The organism is Bacteroidota bacterium (assembly GCA_013360915.1).
GTDB lineage: Bacteria > Bacteroidota > JABWAT01 > JABWAT01 > JABWAT01 > JABWAT01.
The window spans coordinates 22,287-40,358 of record JABWAT010000013.1 but is presented as its reverse complement, the minus strand read 5'-3'; the positions used below and the strand labels follow the sequence as shown (position 1 = coordinate 40,358).

18 protein-coding genes are annotated in these 18,072 nt (G+C 52.7%); 16 read left to right on the top strand and 2 right to left on the bottom strand.

Features of this window, described 5'->3' with window-relative positions; all coding sequences use genetic code 11:
- Nucleotides 1-118 precede the first annotated feature (118 nt).
- The 6 genes from HUU10_12385 to HUU10_12360 all read left to right on the top strand — a co-directional run bounded on the left by HUU10_12385 (nucleotide 119) and on the right by HUU10_12360 (nucleotide 5,106).
- Nucleotides 119-2,377 (top strand): pullulanase, encoded by a 2,259-nt coding sequence (locus HUU10_12385; protein NUQ82401.1) that lies wholly within the window; start codon nucleotides 119-121, stop codon nucleotides 2,375-2,377.
- A 12-nt stretch (nucleotides 2,378-2,389) separates the two neighbouring features.
- Nucleotides 2,390-2,896 (top strand): DUF1905 domain-containing protein, encoded by a 507-nt coding sequence (locus HUU10_12380; GenBank protein NUQ82400.1) that lies wholly within the window; start codon nucleotides 2,390-2,392, stop codon nucleotides 2,894-2,896.
- A gap of 82 nt (nucleotides 2,897-2,978) precedes the next feature.
- On the top strand, nucleotides 2,979-3,524 hold the full coding sequence (locus HUU10_12375; GenBank protein ID NUQ82399.1) for a Spy/CpxP family protein refolding chaperone: 546 nt from the start codon (nucleotides 2,979-2,981) through the stop codon (nucleotides 3,522-3,524).
- A 71-nt stretch (nucleotides 3,525-3,595) separates the two neighbouring features.
- A complete protein-coding gene (locus HUU10_12370; GenBank protein NUQ82398.1) occupies nucleotides 3,596-4,171 on the top strand; it encodes a sigma-70 family RNA polymerase sigma factor in 576 nt (191 codons plus the stop codon).
- Nucleotides 4,168-4,491, top strand: a complete 324-nt coding sequence (locus HUU10_12365; GenBank protein NUQ82397.1) for a hypothetical protein — start codon at nucleotides 4,168-4,170, stop codon at nucleotides 4,489-4,491. The genes HUU10_12370 and HUU10_12365 overlap by 4 nt, the downstream gene beginning before the upstream one ends.
- A complete protein-coding gene (locus HUU10_12360; GenBank protein NUQ82396.1) occupies nucleotides 4,492-5,106 on the top strand; it encodes a hypothetical protein in 615 nt (204 codons plus the stop codon).
- Here HUU10_12360 and HUU10_12355 read toward each other — a convergent pair whose 3' ends face one another.
- Nucleotides 5,107-8,205: a hypothetical protein gene (locus HUU10_12355; GenBank protein NUQ82395.1), complete on the bottom strand. Its 3,099-nt coding sequence runs from the start codon at nucleotides 8,203-8,205 to the stop codon at nucleotides 5,107-5,109.
- Nucleotides 8,206-8,349: 144 nt separating this feature from the next.
- On the opposite strand from HUU10_12355, the gene HUU10_12350 reads away from it, so the two are divergent.
- The 10 genes from HUU10_12350 to HUU10_12305 all read left to right on the top strand — a co-directional run bounded on the left by HUU10_12350 (nucleotide 8,350) and on the right by HUU10_12305 (nucleotide 17,589).
- Nucleotides 8,350-10,095, top strand: coding sequence for a family 43 glycosylhydrolase (locus tag HUU10_12350; protein NUQ82394.1), 1,746 nt, complete (start codon nucleotides 8,350-8,352; stop codon nucleotides 10,093-10,095).
- 5 nt (nucleotides 10,096-10,100) lie between these two features.
- On the top strand, nucleotides 10,101-11,795 hold the full coding sequence (locus HUU10_12345) for a hypothetical protein (GenBank protein NUQ82393.1): 1,695 nt from the start codon (nucleotides 10,101-10,103) through the stop codon (nucleotides 11,793-11,795).
- 16 nt (nucleotides 11,796-11,811) lie between these two features.
- Nucleotides 11,812-12,342, top strand: coding sequence for a dihydrofolate reductase (locus tag HUU10_12340; protein ID NUQ82392.1), 531 nt, complete (start codon nucleotides 11,812-11,814; stop codon nucleotides 12,340-12,342).
- A gap of 129 nt (nucleotides 12,343-12,471) precedes the next feature.
- On the top strand, nucleotides 12,472-12,813 hold the full coding sequence (locus tag HUU10_12335) for a hypothetical protein (protein ID NUQ82391.1): 342 nt from the start codon (nucleotides 12,472-12,474) through the stop codon (nucleotides 12,811-12,813).
- A 6-nt stretch (nucleotides 12,814-12,819) separates the two neighbouring features.
- Entirely contained in the window at nucleotides 12,820-13,350 is a 531-nt protein-coding gene (locus HUU10_12330; protein ID NUQ82390.1) for a hypothetical protein, read from the top strand.
- Nucleotides 13,347-13,928: a hypothetical protein gene (locus HUU10_12325; protein NUQ82389.1), complete on the top strand. Its 582-nt coding sequence runs from the start codon at nucleotides 13,347-13,349 to the stop codon at nucleotides 13,926-13,928. Before HUU10_12330 ends, HUU10_12325 begins: the two co-directional genes overlap by 4 nt.
- On the top strand, nucleotides 13,928-14,533 hold the full coding sequence (locus HUU10_12320) for a YdeI/OmpD-associated family protein (GenBank protein ID NUQ82388.1): 606 nt from the start codon (nucleotides 13,928-13,930) through the stop codon (nucleotides 14,531-14,533). The genes HUU10_12325 and HUU10_12320 overlap by 1 nt, the downstream gene beginning before the upstream one ends.
- A gap of 53 nt (nucleotides 14,534-14,586) precedes the next feature.
- Nucleotides 14,587-14,808, top strand: coding sequence for a heavy-metal-associated domain-containing protein (locus HUU10_12315; protein NUQ82387.1), 222 nt, complete (start codon nucleotides 14,587-14,589; stop codon nucleotides 14,806-14,808).
- A gap of 26 nt (nucleotides 14,809-14,834) precedes the next feature.
- Nucleotides 14,835-16,985 carry a cation-translocating P-type ATPase gene (locus tag HUU10_12310; protein NUQ82386.1) on the top strand — a complete coding sequence of 717 codons (2,151 nt, stop codon included), beginning with the start codon at nucleotides 14,835-14,837 and terminating at the stop codon, nucleotides 16,983-16,985.
- A 79-nt stretch (nucleotides 16,986-17,064) separates the two neighbouring features.
- Nucleotides 17,065-17,589, top strand: a complete 525-nt coding sequence (locus HUU10_12305; protein ID NUQ82385.1) for a CoA-binding protein — start codon at nucleotides 17,065-17,067, stop codon at nucleotides 17,587-17,589.
- Here HUU10_12305 and HUU10_12300 read toward each other — a convergent pair.
- Nucleotides 17,586-17,933, bottom strand: coding sequence for a hypothetical protein (locus tag HUU10_12300; protein NUQ82384.1), 348 nt, complete (start codon nucleotides 17,931-17,933; stop codon nucleotides 17,586-17,588). The genes HUU10_12305 and HUU10_12300 overlap by 4 nt on opposite strands.
- Between the last annotated feature and the right edge of the window lie 139 nt (nucleotides 17,934-18,072).

Here is an 18,072-nt window from a genome sequence, read left to right as displayed (position 1 = left end):
TATACATAACAAAAACCGATTTTAACATTTTTTGACGACATGGTGAGTATTTGGTGTGGGGATTTTTCCCATCTTGCAGAAATTTTTTGCGGTTGCTCTGGTGTGTTGAAAGTCCCACATGTTTGCTGAACGTCCCCATTCAGAAGGTCATCCCTTCTCCCATTCCCCTGTTTCTGTCTCGATTGTATCGGCTGATCAGTTAAGTCTGACCACCGTCTTTGTGCGTGTACAGGGACTTCATGGTTTACCCGAATTCGGTCATATACAGTTTCTGCCCGGTCTTCAGGTGGTTTCTGTCAGTCAGGCGTACGATGGTCTCATGATCGAAACCAGTCCGATGCGGTGGGATGAAGTGTACCGGATCAGCATTGGCGGGTGTGAACCACGGCTGCTTAATCAGGATCCCTGGCTGGACAGTCTTTTCAGCGAAAAACCGCTTGGCTATGAATTAACAGACACCTACACACGGTTTGGCGTGTTTGCCCCCCGTGCCACCGAGGTCCGGCTGGTGCTTTTTGCCGATGCCAGTTCGGAGAATTATACCGAGCACACCATGAACCGGGATGAGGAGGGGGTCTGGGAACTGTTTTTCCCCGAAAGTCTAGATGGGTATGCCTATGGGTACCGGGTCTTTGGCCGTCAGGGAGACGGGGAATGGTTCAATCCGGAAGTGATCATTGCAGATCCGTACTCACCGGCTGTCACCACCATGAACACGTTCCACCATCAGGCGAGAACGCTGATCCGCCGGTTCGATTTTGACTGGAAGGATACCAATCCGGTGGCCATTCCGCGGAATGAACTCATCATCTACGAAGCTCATCTCCGCAACATGACGGTTCATCCGTCGGCCGGATGTTCTGCACCGGGCACCTATCTGGGTTTTGTTGATGATTCTCAGCGCGGCGGTCTTCCTCACCTGAAACACATGGGAGTGAATGCTGTCGAGTTTCTTCCCCTGATGGAATTCGGCAACATCGAAACACCCTACCAGAAACAGTCCGATACGGGAGTGTTTAATACCTGGAATCCGTACGCCCGAAATCACTGGGGCTACATGACCAGTTATTTCTTTGCTCCTGAAAGCTACTATGCCTCGGATGGACATTTGAATCCGGGTCAGCGGACGGGGGCTTCGGGCCGGCAGGTTTCCGAAATGAAGGAAATGGTGAGGCGGTTGCATAGTGAGGGATTGGCCGTCATCATGGATGTGGTGTACAATCACGTCTCACAATACGACTACAATCCGCTGAAACTGATTGATAAAAAATATTACTTCCGGCTGGATTCACACGGAAATCCCCTGTCGGAAAGCGGATGCGGGAATGATCTGAAAACCGAACGTCCCATGACCCGCCGTCTGATCATCGACAGTGTGCGGCACTGGATGACCGAGTATCACATTGACGGATTCCGTTTCGATCTCGCTCAGCTGATCGATAAGGAAACCTGTGCGCAGGTGCTTGCCGAGGCGCGGAAAATCAATCCGGCGGTGATCATGATTGCCGAACCGTGGGGGGGCGGCTACGATCCCAACGGATTTTCTGATATCGGCTGGGCGGGCTGGAACGACCAGATCCGGAATGGCCTGAAAGGATTTCATCCGCAGGACGATGTAAAGGGTTACGTGTTCGGCCGGTTTTTTCATCACAACGACTATTTCTCGCTGGTCCGTTACATCCGCGGATCGCTGCGGGTCGATGGCGGTCCGTTTCACAAGGCCGAGCACACCATCAACTATCTCGAAAGCCACGATGATCACACCTTTGGTGATTTCATCCGGATTGGAATCGGGAAATACCGTCACGGACAGAAAATCGACAATCTTGAAGAACATGCCCGTCTGAATGAGCATGAGCTGAAACTGCATAAACTGGCCGCCCTGTTTCTTTTTTCTGCACAAGGAAATGTGATGATTCATTCGGGCCAGGAGTATGGCCGCAGTCAGGTGGTTGCTCCCACCTCGATTCACGACCCGCAGGTGGGTGAAATCAGTTCCAATTCCTACGATAAGGACAACGACACCAGCTATATCAATTTTGAGCATGCCGATCTGAACCAGTCTCTGGTCGATTTCTACCGTCAGCTGATCCGGCTGAAGAAAACATTCCGGGTGTTCACGGCTGCTTCTCACCGGGATATCAATTTCTTCCCCTCACTTAACTCACTGGCCCTGTTTTTCGAACTGGTCGGAACCGCTTTCGATGAGCCGAACTTCTTCGTGGCCATGAACAGCAACCACCGGCACCCGAGCGAATGCTTTCTGCCCGAAGGAAAGTGGCAGGTTCTTCTCGCCAATGTGGATGGTTACAAGCCGGTTCAGTCCGGCCGTATGGTCATTCATCAGGGCGAAGCATTCCTGCTGATGAAACTGTAAGCCAACCGTCTTATGGAAAGCGGACCACTGACGTTCACCACCCGGGTCGGGCGATTGGGGTACCTGAACATGCATTGCGTCGAAATTCCGGCCGATGTGGTTTCCCATTTTGGCGGAACGTTTAAGGGACGTTTTCTGGTCACCGTTAATGATCGGGTGACCTGGCAGGGCGGACTGATGACTTATGGCAATGGCATGGCCTACATCATGTTCAGCACCAAAAACATGAAAGCAGCAGGAACCCAGGCCGGCGCCACGATCACCGTCCGGATGGAAAAAGACACCAGTCCGTACGGACTTCCCATGCCGGAAGAACTTCAGGTCCTGCTCGATCAGGATCCCGAATCAGACAAACGGTTTCATGCACTCACCCCGGGCAAACAACGATGGATTATCACCTGGGTTTCCAGCGTTAAGGATGTGCAGAAACGCATCGACCGGTCGGTTCTGGTCATGAACAATCTGAAGTCCATACCGCCAGGAAAGGAGACTTTCCGGCTGATGGTGGGACTGGACTGAAAAAAAAAATTCCTCACCCCGCAAGTTTATCTGCCTCTGCGGCATCTGAACCATCAGAACCAATCAAACAAGGAGATCTGATATGACAACCAAACTTGCCCTTTTCACCTTCGCCGGTCTGCTCATTGCCACCAGTCTGACTGCTCAGGAAACAGTTCAGAAACGGGTGATTGTCAAAGGAGGCCCCGACCAGATGGAAGCCATGGCCCCCGGTCAGGAACATGAAATCATCATTCAACGTGGCGACGGACCCGATATGATCGGATTCATTCCTGATCTGACTCCCGAACAGGAGAAGAAAATTGATGACATCCGGTTCAAATACCGTAAGCAGTTAAAACCTTTGAAAAACCAGATGGGTGAACTGCGGGCGAAAATGCGCACCGTCATGTCTGCCGATAAAATCAATAAATCGGATGCATACAAGCTGGCCGAAGAAATGAATGCAGTCGAGCTGAAAATGGAAAAGCTGCGGATTGATGAGAAAATCGAAATTTCGGAGCAACTGACCGAAAAGCAGCGGCTTGAATGGACCGACATGCCTGGACCGGGATTCGGACCGGGAATGGCACCGGTCATGAAAAAGATGCGCTGGATGCAAAAAGAAGTCGACACAGATAAACCCTGAAAACGAACTGAAAACAGCCGGGCCGGTTTCCCTTGCGGGGAACCGGCTTTTCTGCTTATTCAACGGACCCCATGACCCCAACCGATCAGGTACTGACCGAACAGCTCAGAACAGGACATCCCGGTGCCTGCGAGGCTCTGCTTCGCCGGTTTCAGGATAAGGTCATGAGAACGGCCTATGGCTACACAGGAAACCAGTCCGATGCAGAGGACATTTTTCAGGACACATTTGCCGAGGTCATCCGATCCATTGGCACCTTCCGCGGCGAATCGGAACTGGGAACGTGGATTTACCGGATTACCATCCGGAAAGCGCAGGAACACCACCGGCGCAAGCAGCGGAAATGGATGTTCAGTTGGTTCTCCGATTCAGAAGACGAGTCTGCAGATCCGGCCGACCCGGATGGTCACACGCCCGAAAGTCTGTACATCGGCCACGAGGATCTTGAAAACGTAAGGCAGGCCGTGAACCGGTTACCCGATCTGCAGCGACAGGCCATCACCCTGTTTTATTTTAATGATTTACCTTATCAGGAAGTGGCTGCGGTCATGGAAACCAGCGTTTCCTCTGTGGAATCGCTCCTGTTCCGCGCACGCCGCAACCTGAAGAAAACGCTTGAACGACCGAACGAAGAGGTATCCGTATGAAACCCGATGCTTCATATACCGACATGGACCAGCCTTTACGCAGACTGGCTTCACAACCCATTCCATCCATATCAGACCGGCTGATCCGGCAAACCCTGGACCGGATGGAACGCAACCAAACGGCCCCGGGCGGATTGGTGATTCCGGGCTGGCAACTGGTTGCAGCAGCCATTCTGCTTGCCATTAATCTGGCTACCGGTGTGGTTCTTGCCACCGGCAATCAGACCCCGGCCACCAATGACCGGGTGCAATGGGCCGAGGCGTACAACATGGATGTGCCCACCATATATGATCAACCCCAGACCACCACGGAGGATTAAGTGGAACTCATACTCAAAAACAAACTGGTCACCGGCCTGATTGCCGTGCTTCTGCTGACCAATGTGGGATCCCTGGTGACCTTGTGGATTCTGCACTTCCGGAAGGAAGCCAGACAACCACATATGATGGTTCTGGAATCGGAACATGCCCCGCCGGCCGATATGATTTCGACCGTCCTGACCGACCGGTTTCATTTTAATGACGCTCAGCTGACCAGCGCCGGAACCCTCAGAGAAACCCACTTCAGACAGACCAAAACCATCCGGGATTCCATACTGGTTCTGAAGGAGCAGCTGAACAGTGTGCTGTTTACCGACAAGCCAGACATGGGAACGGTTAAACGAATCACCTCGGGGATCGGAATTCAGCAGGCGAGGCTGGAATCACTCAATTTTGATCATTTCCACCGGTTATGGTTACTGGCCGATCAGGATCAGCGACCGGCATTCGAGGCATTTATCCGCAGCATCAATGAAAGGATGGCGCCGAAAGCCCGCATGGAAAAGCGGATGATCATCCGTCAGAATCTCGGCTCGGGTAAGGATGAAGTGAAAGAAATGATCTGGGTGGAAGGCGAATCCGGCCCTGAAGAAGTGGCCCCTCCTGCCCCCTGATTATAACCGGACCGGCATGGTGATCGTGACGGTGGTTCCCTGTCCTTCGATACTGGTCAGGCTGATATCACCACCCTCCTGCTTGACCATGGTGTAGGTTTCATACAGCCCGAGACCGGTGCCGGCGCCGGGGGCCTTGGTGGTAAAAAAGGGTTCGAACACTTTGCTCTGGTTCGACTCGGGAATGCCGGTTCCATTGTCCCGGATGATAAACTGAAAACGGTTCAGACCAGAGAGTCCGGCCACCAGACTGACCACACCGGATTCGCCGGCCAATCCTCCTGCCTTTTGTTTTTCCCGGACCGCTTCTGCCCCGTTGGTCATGACGTTAAACAGAATCATTTTAAGACGGGTGCCCTGCAGGCGGCGCGAAACCGGCAATTGGTTTTCCACATCGACCACCACATCGGTGAACTGTCCCCGGACCATGTCGGCCACTGAATCGAGATATTCACCCGGCGGCATGGGTCGGTCAAAATCTTCACTTTTCGAGAACTGCCCCATTTTATTAACAATCCGGCGGATCCGTTGAATGCCGTTTTCAATCCGGCCAAGTGAATCGTTGAATTCCTTGTCATCGGCCAACGTGGGATGTGCATCGGTTTTCATCCGCATCAGTTCTGTGTTCAGTTGAAGAATGGTCAGCGGATTGTTGATTTCGTGTCCGAGGCCAGCAGTTAACTGCCCCATTGAGGCCATTTTCTCGGCATGAAGCAATTGCACGGTTTTCTCGGCCACCTGTATTTCGAGCAGGTTTTTTTGTTCCTTCAGAACCAGAGTGCGCCAGCGGATGATCCATGCAATAGACCCGATGGCCAGGAGTGAAAACAAGGTCCAGGCATACCATGTGCGGTACCAGGGAGGCAGAATCCGTAAAGTATACGAAGCCACTTCCGATTCACTTCCCGGCGCCAGTCTGGACTGCACCCGGAAAGTATATGTGCCCTCATGCAGATTGGAATATTCCTTTTCGGGGAGGTGGGTCCAGTCGGACCAGACCGGTTCTTTGCCAGTATTCATCGACACACGATACTGCACTGACTGAATCTGATTATACGTCGGGGATACAAACCGGAACCGGATTTCCTGATCGCCAAAGGGCAGGACCGGAGCCGGACCTGAATAGAAGCTTCCGGTGAGAACCTCCCTTCCGTTAATCACCACCTCCCGGATAATAGGTTCGGGGGGCATGGATACCCGGTCCGGATTGGTTCCATCGAACCGGAGCAGGTACTCACCGAGCACAAACCAGACGGTTCCATCGGGTTCGGAAAACAAATCGGAGTAATTCTTATCGGACGGATTGATAAATGGCACCTGAAGCACCGGAAAGCCGGCACCGGGAGTAAGGTCAATGGCCAGCACATCATACCGGCGGCCATCACTGATTTTCATCCAGAGCCGGTTACGGGAATCGAGGTGAAGATGCCGGACCTGGTTCATGCCAGCCGGCAGGCGTTCATTCACAAGGCGCCAGGCAGAAAAACGGTCCTCTTCAAACCGGAAAACTCCTTCTGACGTACCGGCTAGTACATCATTGCCTGCTGTGAATACATGTATGGACTGGCCGGCAGGCAAACCGGGGACCGGTCCAGACAGGACTGCACGGGAAAGCGTTCCGGCGGGGTCGGCAGCCATTTCAGATTCGCTCGCGCGGAAAACACCGTGACGTACGGTGGAAATCCACAGATCACCATTCAGGTGTCTGATGGACGAAATGGGATAAGGGAATGTTTGAATCACTCCATGATCGGTGAACGACCCACCCTGTCTGGTGATCAGGCCGATTCCGATGAAACGGTCGCTGTACAGGATGGTGTTGGGGAAATGGGGCAACGGCAGAATAAAATCGATATCGAGCGAGGAAATTTGTCTGAGATTCTGACCATTCCAGTAGTAAGCGGCAGTGGAAGATCCGATCAGAAGTCCGTTCTCATAAGGCACCACCGAGCGGTAAATTCCCGGCAGCCCCTGAATCGGAACCGCACGCGGGAAGCGGTCGGGGGTAAGGGTATCCGCCTCGTCAATGCGGAACAATCCCTGAGAGGTGGCAATGAACAACCGGTTATTCACGCGGGTCATGGCCTCCAGGTTTCCATGCAGACCCGATTGTCTGTCGAAAACGGTAAACGGCTGACTTAAGAAAATACGGCTGAGACCATTGTTATGCCCGATCCACAATCCGCCTTCCCGGTCCTTGAAGCTGAACAAGCCATAATTATCATGCAGACCGTTGCTCTCATTGTAAATCTGCAGTATTCTCCCCTGTCCGTCAGCCAGCACCACGCCGCCCAGCAACGTGACGAAAACATACCTGCCGGGTCCCAGCCGGGCCGAATCATAAATAAACCGGGTTTTATAATATCCATTATCGGGTGAAGGGACCGGCCACACCTTGCTGCCATCATATCTGAACAATCCATCCATCCGGCTGACAATCAGAATGGATCCGTCATCAGAGGGCAAGTAACCATTCACTTTCACCCCGGCAAGAGAACCGGTACCCGGCAGCAGGCGGAGCGAATCACCGGTCACCGTGTAAATCCCCCTGCCGGCCAAACGGAAAAACAACTGATCCCCGACAAAGGAAATCACATCGAACCGGTCCACCCCGGCCGGCCGGTCGAACACAGTCATCTTTCCATGATGCCACCGGACCAGGTAACGGAATCCGCGGAACCACACTCCCGAAGAAGGTGACGAGCGGACTTCCCAGAATTCACCATAATCGGGGGAACGGGGGGGAAGGAGGTTCATGAGGGACCGGTAAGTGAGCGATCCGGTAGAATCGGGGGCGAGATAGCCGATTTCATTCACACCGGCTACATAAATGGTGTTCGCCGAATCAATATCCAGCCAGAGTGGTTTGGCCTGTCCGGGAAGTTCTATCAGCCTCCATTGATTTCCGTCGTACTCCAGAACCCCGTTTTCATTGGCCACATAAATCAGTCCAAGCTGATTCTGGACGATACACCAGTTTTCACGGCCGGAGACATATTGGGAATAATTGATGGTGCGGATAAATGGTTTTCCCGGACCAGCCAGTAAACTGAACCCACAACACAACAATCCGATCGCCACGGCGGTCAGTCGCAACACCCGTACTCCTAATTGATCGCGGAAAAATAAGAAACAAATATAAGTAGGTGAAGGTGTAAACAGATGATTGCACACCGGGCGGACGCGCAGGATTCCAATTCTTCCTGCCGATTTGTACCTTTTGGTTTTTTCAGGACTCTGCCCATGACCCTGCGTGTGACCCTTCTTCTTTTGGTGGGACTGTTTTTCAGCAACCTGTCTGCACAGAAGCCAACCACTTACTGCAACCCGATGAATCTCGATTACGGATTCACACCCATTCCGAATTTTGCCACCGGAGGAAAACACCGGGCTACGGCCGATCCGGTCATTGTCACTTATAAAAACCATTACTTCCTGTTTTCAACCAATCAATGGGGTTATTGGTGGAGTGCCGATCTTGCAAACTGGACGTTTGTTCCCCGGCTGTTTCTGAAACCCTGGCACAAAGTGTATGATGAACTCTGTGCCCCGGCCGTCTGGACTTCGGGTGACACCATGTTTGTCATTGGGTCCACGTACGAAAAAACGTTCCCCATCTGGATGAGTACCAATCCGTTTAAAGATGACTGGAAGGAAGCCATTGATTCCTCACAATCCGGAGCCTGGGATCCGGCCTATTTCCTCGATGACGACGGTAGGCTTTATCTCTACCATGGCTCCAGCAATTTCTATCCGTTATACGGTCGCGAAATCGACCGGAAAACCCTTCAGCCAAAATCGGAACGGGTCGATCTGATTCGGCTGAATGACGAAGAAAACGGCTGGGAACGCTTCGGAGAGTACAATGACAATAACTTTCTGGATCCGTTCATGGAAGGGGCCTGGATGACCAAACACAATGGGGTGTATTACTTGCAGTACGGCGCCCCCGGAACCGAGTTCAGCGGTTATGCCGACGGAGTGTACACCAGTTCTTCCCCGCTCGGTCCCTGGACGTATCAGACCCACAATCCATTTTGCGCCAAACCGGGCGGATTCGCACGCGGTTCGGGCCATGGCGCCACGTTTAAGGACGTGTTCGATAACTGGTGGCATGTTACCACAACGGTCATCAGCGTGAAAAACAATTTTGAACGCCGGAACAGCATTTTTCCCACCGGATTCGATTCGGACGGGGTGATGTATTCCATCACTCACTTCGGTGATTACCCGCATTATCTGCCCAACGGACCCGCCGATCACCGGAAAAGCCGCTTCACCGGCTGGATGCTGCTGAACTACCAGAAACCGGTACTGGTCTCTTCCACACTGGGCGGACTGCTGCCGAATTATGCAGTCGATGAGGATATCAAAACCTACTGGTCAGCTGCTACCGCCAATCCCGGCGAATTTATTCAGACCGATCTCGGACAACCGTCGGTGGTCAAAGCCGTTCAGATTAACTATGCCGATCAGGATGTGCCCTATCTGGGTAAACGGACCGACATTTACCATCAGTACGTTCTCTCTCATTCTGCCGACGGAAAAACCTGGAATGTTCTGGTCGATAAATCGGCCAACAAGACCGATGTTCCCCATGATTATCTGGAACTTCCCGCACCGGTCACCACCCGGTTTTTACGTCTGGAAAACCGTCACATGGCTGCCGGAAAATTTGCCATCAGCGGATTCAGGGTTTTCGGAAACGCACCGGTTGCCCTTCCCGACACGGTTCGCGGATTCATTGTGCTGCGGCAGGGAAGCGATAAACGGAATGCCTGGATCAAATGGCATCAGGAACCCAATGCCACCGGATACCACATCTATTACGGCACAGCTCCTGACAAACTGTATTCATCCATCCAGATTTACGGCAAGAACGAGTATTACTTTAAACTGATGAACTCGAAAACCACCTATTATTTCTGCATTGAACCGTTTAACGAAGCCGGTATTGGCCCCCGCACGCCGGTTGTTCGGGTGGATTAATTCCAATGTTGGCTCAACCTGTTTTTTCAACCCGGACCCGTCTGTTTCTGGCAGGCGGATTGGTGTTACTTGCCTTGCTTCAGGGGTTTAATTTTTCGGGCAGTGACCTGGATACCTACATTCCTTTCATCCTTCATGAATCGGATCCGTCTCTGTTTGCCAATGATCTGCTGATTCAGACCATCAACGACCATCCGGTGGTGGTCTGGAAAGCGGCCGGATGGCTGACCTCGGTAACGTCACTGGAATTTACCCTGGTGACGCTCTGGTTGGGTCAGACTTTTCTGATCGCGGCAGCCCTCTGGTTCTTTTACCGGCATTTTTTCGGACCGGGAAATGGTGCGTTGGTTTTTCTGGCTATGCTTTGTCTCGCCCATGGTGCCGCAGCCATGAGCCGTTACGGCCTGAATCCGTATCATTACTTCCAGCCCCACGTGGTCGGATTGTCCCTGTTGCTACTCAGTTATACCTGGTTCGATCAGGGGAAGCGATTGCTGGCTGGCGGAACGGCTGGTTTCATTTTTCTGATTCACCCGTTTTCGGCGGTGGCAACCGCAGCCGTACTGGGTTGGCGGTTTCTGCTCGATGCCTGGCGAGACCGGCAAACCTTGCCGGGATCCCTGGCCTCCGGAGCCACCCTGCTGGTCATTGCCTCACCAGCCTGGTTGCCTTTTCTGATTCACAAACTCGATGCCCCACCGATCCCCTTTGATGGAGCGGCCTGGCTGGATTTTGTGCGGGCACGGATGAATCATTCCTTTTTTCTGAGTTCCTGGGTCCCCGAACGATTCGTTTTTCTGGGTCTGATGGCGGTGGTGACGCTTTGGGGATTCAGAAATCATCCGGTCTGGTACCGGCTGCTGCCCTTCTCGCTGGGGGTGCTGTCACTTCTGCTTCTGATGGCGCTGGGAGAGTGGTTTTCTGTCGGATTGATCCTTCAGCTTCAGCTGGCCCGGCTCAGTTATCTGATCACCCTGGTTGCGATTGGCTTAATGATTCACCATTTGCTGACAAAACAGGAACCCGGGAACAAATGGCTGACCGGAGCGACCCTGTTGTTTCTTGGCTGGTATGCAGTGGAAAACACCTTCTCTCCGGCACCTGGTCCTGCCAGACTGCTCCTCATGGCCGGAATTCTGGCAACGGTTTTCATCGGCCTCTTCCGGCCGAAGTGGTGGATTTACGCCTTTTTAATTCTGGTTCTGATGGGCGGACTTGCACGTATCAGCGGACAGTGGATCCGGTACGGCCAACCCATTCTGATGTCACAAGGCAGCGACTGGGTGGATATTCAGCAAAAAACCCGCCAGCTGACTCCGGCCAATGCCGTTATTCTGTCCCCCTCGTACATGGAGGGATTCCGTTACCACTCTCACCGTGCCATTGTCGGGACGTATAAGGACGGGGCCCCGCACAACTACAGCAAATCCACCTTTGCAGAGTACCTGCGCCGGATGGAACTGATCGGCTACCGCACTCCGTGGGACCGGAAAGATCTGCCGGCACTGTACCATCAGCATGCCGGATCGGCTGCCCGTCAGCTGGGGGTCCGGTACGTGGTGATAGAAAACCGGCTGGCCACCCCGACAGGTCCGGTACTGGCTGGTAACGCCTCCTGGTCCCTCATCGATCTGGAAATCTCGGGGGTTTCATCCGTGACAAATTCTGCCGATATTCCAACCCAATCACCGACCGAGTAAGGAAGAAGGGACTCCCATGGCCAACCGGGTTTTTATTGCCACCAGTCTCGATGGATATATTGCCCGTCCCGATGGGTCCCTTGACTGGCTGACCTCGTTTCCTGTTCCCTCTCAGGGTGATTATGGATTCGACCGTTTCATGGAAGGAATTTCGGCCATTGTAATGGGAAGGAACACCTACGAAACGGTCCTTACCTTCGGCGATTGGCCTTATTCGAAACCGGTTGTGGTGCTCAGTTCAACACTGGAAAGAATTCCTGACCACCTGCAATCCAAAGTAACACTGCTACAAGGCCATCCGCGGGAAATCACCTCTGAACTCAATGCGAGAGGTTTCAGTGATCTGTATATCGACGGAGGAAAAACCATCCAATCTTTCCTTTATGCCGATGCCATTGATGAACTGATCATTTCTCAGATTCCCGTTATCCTTGGCGGCGGCATTCCGCTTTTTGGTTACCTTGAAAAACCGCTTTGGCTCGAACATGCAGGAACCACCGTTTATCAGACCGGACTGGTCAAATCACGTTACACCCGAAAAACCTGACGAAAGGACTTTCCGTTGAAACATCTGCTCACCCTTTTTGTATTCCTGCTGGCTGCGGGTGCAGCCTTTGCCCAGAACCTTTCTTATGATTCCACGCTGGCGGCCCGGCTTGGTGCCGAACCCAATGGCATGAAACGATACGTCATGGCTTTTCTGAAACGCGGGCCGGTCCAGATTAAGGATTCTCTTGAGCGGGTGAATCTTCAAAAGGCCCATTTGCAGAACATCGAACGGATGGCCGACGAAGGCAAGCTGATTGTGGCCGGCCCTTTTCTGGATAAAGAACCCGTGCGTGGCATTTACATTTTCAACGTGTCCACCATCGAAGAGGCGAAAGCCCTGACCGAAACCGACCCGGCCATTCAGGCCGGCACACTCGAAATGGAACTGAGGCCCTGGTATGGATCAGCAGCCCTGATCGAAGTCACAGCCATCCACAAGAAAATCTCAAAAAAATCCATTTCACGGTAACCTGTCGTGAATAAATGGCTGCTTCTCTTCACAGCACTTCTGACCGGTTGTGGTTACACCCGGCTGCCTGTTCGTTCGCCTGAAGTGCCAGAAACACCCATCACGCGGCAGGAAGTATTACTGGACTATGATAAGGTGGTCGCCGCTATCCATGATCCGGATGAAAGGCAGATTGAGATGTACCCGGTCCTTCATCTTTGGACCACCAATCAGTATGGATCAGGCAACCACCGGCTGATCACCAGTCTGGACCATCAGAATGGGGTGATCACCATAACCATTCACGGTGTGCTTTCACCAGACGGAATATCCCTGGCTGTCATGCAACCTGCTCATGCTTTGATTGAGTTGCCCTATCTTTCGGGTGAGTACCGTATTCAGTTTCTGGCAAAGAATACCGTAAGTACCGGAATTCTGGTGATCCATTCACCCACCGCCAGATTGTATGACCTGCAGGGTCCGGTGGTGATTGCACCACCACCAAAAAGAATTGATTTTTATTATCAATCAGAACAGACCATCTCAAACCAACCATGAAAACCCTGTTGCCTCTTTTTTCTGCTCTGGTCCTGCTCTCCGGCTGTATGTCCATGGTGAATCTGAACGATCCGGTCCCGCTGGAACCCGGTCAGGTACAACTCGCCATCTCCTCAACCATTCATCCGGAGTTCATCGCCCCGGAGGCAGGTGTGCGCGTGGGTATCATCAGCGACCTGGATATGGGTCTTAAGTACATGTTCCCTTCCGGTTTCGCAACCGATGCTAAATACCGTCTGATTGACTCAAAAGTCGACCTCACGGCGGATGTCATGTATTCCTATTTCACCGATGGAAAAAATTATCGGATGCATGGTTTTTATCCGTCCTTATTGGCAGGAGGAGACCTGATCTATGGCGGAGTGAGAGGGATGTTTTTTGTCTCGAGAGGTACCATCGATTTATTTGGGTCAGAAGAAAGCCTTGAAGCAGATGGGTATTTTGGAACCGGTCTGTTTTTAGGTGCCCGGGTGGGGAAAAATACTTTCCGACTCTTACCCGAAATCAATTTGTTGATACGGGGTCATGACGGAGAGGTGGTGATGTTACCTGCCCTTTCCTTTTCAGTTGTGTTCTGATGATTAAAAAAACCGGACCACAAAATGATCGCTCAGTCGAAGTTAAAAGCATAGAGGAACTGCGCAGCTGGCTTGAATCAAACCACCGGACTGAATCGGGTTTATGGCTCATCCGGTATAAAAAACACATGCCCGACTGGTACACCGACTATTCAGCAGTGGTGGATGAACTGCTCTGTTTTGGCTGGATCGACAGCCTCCCCCGTAAGCTCGATGCCGACCGGTCTATGTTATGGATTGCACCCCGTAAACGGGGAAGTGCCTGGTCGAAAATCAATCGTGAAAAGATTGCTCGCCTCGAATCTCAGAATCGGTTATCCATTGCCGGAAAACAGGTGGTGGAACAAGCCCGCCAAAATGGTTCCTGGTCAAAACTGGAAGAGACTGATCATCTGGCGGTTCCAGATGATTTAAAGGAGGCTTTTGAAGAATTTCCAGAATCAGAGGGCCATTTCTCCAACTTTCCTCCTTCAGCCCGCCGGGCCATTCTCGAGTGGATTTTACAGGCAAAAACGCAGTCAACCCGGCAGAAAAGGATCGTGGAAACGGCAAGACTTGCAGCATTGAACCAGCGGGCCAATCAATGGAAAAAAGGTCCATCCTGACACTTTCTTCCACTTCCTGCATCCAATCTCATTCAACTTAACGGAGAATCACCATGGCAACTTACAAACTGACCATTCAGGGAATGCACTGCATGAACAGCTGTGTGCGGTCGGTGCGCGAAGAACTCTCCGGACTGAAGGATGTTTCCATTCAGGATATCCGGGTCAACGAAGCCACCATTTCCACAGACAACCTGCCCGCCCTGCAACCGGAACTGGATGCAGCCATCCGGGAAGCTGGCTTTCAGCTCGTGTCGGTCCAGCCGGTAGCCTGAGCCTGTCAACCATCGATTAAACCGATATGGCAGATTCCCAAACCCTCCGCATCACCGGAATGACCTGTGCCAACTGCTCGGCACGGATTGAACGGAAATTGGGAAAAGCACCCGGTATCAGTCAGGTGTCGGTGAATCTGGCCACCGAAATGGCCAGGATTCAATACGATTCCTCGGTTACCAGCCTAGATACCATCCGTCAGACCATCCGTGATATCGGGTACGATTCCGCCATTCCGGAATCAGGAACAGGAGCCTCAGACTCCGGACTGAAACGACAGCAGACCGAGGTTTTTCTGTCACTCATCCTGACCGCACCATTTATACTGGCCATGATGCTGATGGCAGTGGAATGGATGACCGGTTATCATGTTCATGCGGCCATGTGGTTTGACCAGAGTATCTGGCCCTTCTTACTTGCAACTCCCATCCAATTTTACTTCGGCCGTCACTTTTACCGTCAGGCCTGGGCAGCCACCCTTCAGAAAACAGCCGACATGAATACGCTGGTGGCTCTCGGAACCTCCGCTGCTTATTTTCTGAGTCTGTATCTGTACCTGACAGGCGATGCCCACCACTATTTTGAATCCTCAGCCATGGTAATCAGCCTGGTGCTGCTGGGCAAGTACCTCGAAAAACGGAGCAAACTGCAAACCAGAACACTCATTCAGTCGCTGGCCGCTCTTTCCATTAAATCAGCCCGGGTAATCAGGGATGGAACAGAACGTACCATTCCGGTGGCGGACTTACTGTCGGGAGATGTCTTTGTTGTGCTTCCCGGAGAAACCATCCCCGCTGATGGAGTGGTTCAGCAGGGAACCATCACCACCGATGAAAGCATGCTGACGGGCGAAAGTCTGCCCATGACCCGTCAGCCGGGTGATAAAATTTTCTCGGGGACCCTGGTCACCGACGGCCGTTTGATGGCCAAAGCTTCCTCGGTGGGCGAGCAAACCGTTCTGGCTGGCATCATCCGGGCCGTGGAGGCTGCTCAGGGAAAGAAGGCCGCCGTTCAGGCCATGGCCGACCGGGTCTCAGCCGTTTTTGTTCCGGTGGTGCTTGTCATTGCCGCAGGGACGTTTACCGGCTGGTATTTTTTCACTGAAGCCCCGCTCCGTGATGCCTTGCTTCATGCCGTGGCCGTTTTGGTCATTTCCTGTCCGTGTGCGCTGGGTCTGGCCACGCCCGTCGCGTTAATGGTGTCCCTCGGATCGGCAGCCCGTCATGGAATTCTCATCCAGAACCCCGATGCACTGGATCTGCTTCGCTCGTCCCGGTCACTGGTCTTCGATAAAACCGGCACACTCACAACCGGCAAACCAACGGTTTCACGGTTCGACGATCCTACCGATTCCCTGAGCCGATACGGCAGCGACCTGATGACCATCCTGGGGCAATCAACCCATCCGCTCTCACAGGCCATTCACCGGTATCTGTCAGAAAAGACCTTTGTTCCCGCTTCCATTCCCATCGATGCACTCGATAACCGTCCCGGGGCAGGATTTTCCGTTTTATCCGGTCTGAATCGCTGGGATGTGGGCTCGGGTGACCTGGTTTCTGATGAGTCGGGTACCACCGGAACCCCTGGTGAAACCGTGGTTCATGTGGCCTTAAACCGCACACGTCTTTTTTCATTCTGGCTGCACGATCCTCTGAAACCCGAAGCCGCCGGCACCATCACAAAACTGAGCCAGCGAAACCTGAATATTCATATACTCAGCGGAGATCGTCAGGAAGTCGTCAGCGCCCGTGCATCAGAAGCCGGACTGCCGCACGTGCAGGCTACCGGCAATCTGAAACCCGATGAAAAAGCTGCACACATCCAACGGTTAAAGGAATCGGGTGGCGTGGTCATGGCCGGTGATGGAATCAATGATGCTCCGGCGCTCGCCTCGGCCACAGTCAGTATTGCCATGTCAACCGGCGCCGATCTGGCCATAACCACCAGCGACATCAGTATTCTGAATGGCCGGCTCTCCCTGATCCCGATGGTTTTTGACCTGGCCGACCGCACTCATCGTACCATCCGCCAGAACCTGTTCTTCGCCTTCCTTTACAACAGTCTTGGAATTCCGCTGGCGGCCGCCGGACTTCTGGCGCCCTGGATTGCGGGTGCAGCCATGGCCCTCAGTTCGGTATCGGTGGTCAGCAACGCCCTTCGACTCCGTAAATTCTGATCAGGCCCCCCCGCCGTTTTTTATTCTCGCCCCAACCGGATATTTTCATCCGTTTTTAAAACCAGTTGTCGGAGTGATCATGTCTGCTATCACAGAACGGGCCAGACAGTTTCTGAAAGGAAAAACCTTTGCCATTGCCGGCGTGTCTCAACGTCGCGATGATGCAGCCAATTACAATTACCGCACCTTGAAGAAAAAAGGATACCGGGTCTTGGCAGTCAATCCGAAATATGATCAGTTCGATGGAGATCCCTGCTATCCGTCGCTGAAGGCTTTGCCCGAAAAACCAGATGGTCTGATCATTGTAACCAGTCCGGCGATCACGCTCGACCTGGTCAGAGAAGCTGTGGAAGTGGGCATTCCCGCCATCTGGATGCACCGGGCCACCGGCACCACGAATGCGTTTAAATCGAGTGAATCACCCATGCAGAGCAGCGTGTCAGAAGAGGCCGTCCGGTTGGCAGAAGAAAATGGAATTCAGGTGATCCCGGGAAGTTGTCCCATGCAATTTGCAGGTGATGTGGGGCATCGTTGCATGGGCTGGATTTTCAGAATGACAGGGGGCATGAAGGAACCGGTATCGGTTCATCCGGAAAAGGCTTAGTTGGCTTTATCTGACAATTGCTCCTGAATGGATTGTTCAAGCGATCCGATTTCGCGCAGGATGACATCGACCTTTCCCACCAGCATGTGGGCCACATCATACTCACGCTGACGGCACAGCGTCACGATCAGTGAGGCGAGTTCAAGCAAACGCTGATGTTCGATTCTTGCCTTGATGATGAGCGGATTGCCCGGAACCATCCACTCCAGTTTTTTCAGGGAATCGGTTGCTTCCTTCAACGGACCAATCTGAACCCCATCCATGGTCGGATATGCCTGGTTCTCGGTGATCTGATAGACATAATCCCGGATCTTGCGATAATCAACTGCTGAAAGCCGTGCCATTGGAACACCTCGTCTAAGTACCCTTATGAGGTGCAATTCCTGTACCAAAGTGGCAAAAACCCCTTATTCCACGCGTAGTGAAAGGGTACGTGATCACCATCACCTACGAATGGTAATACCCACCCCTGGTGAAAGTGGA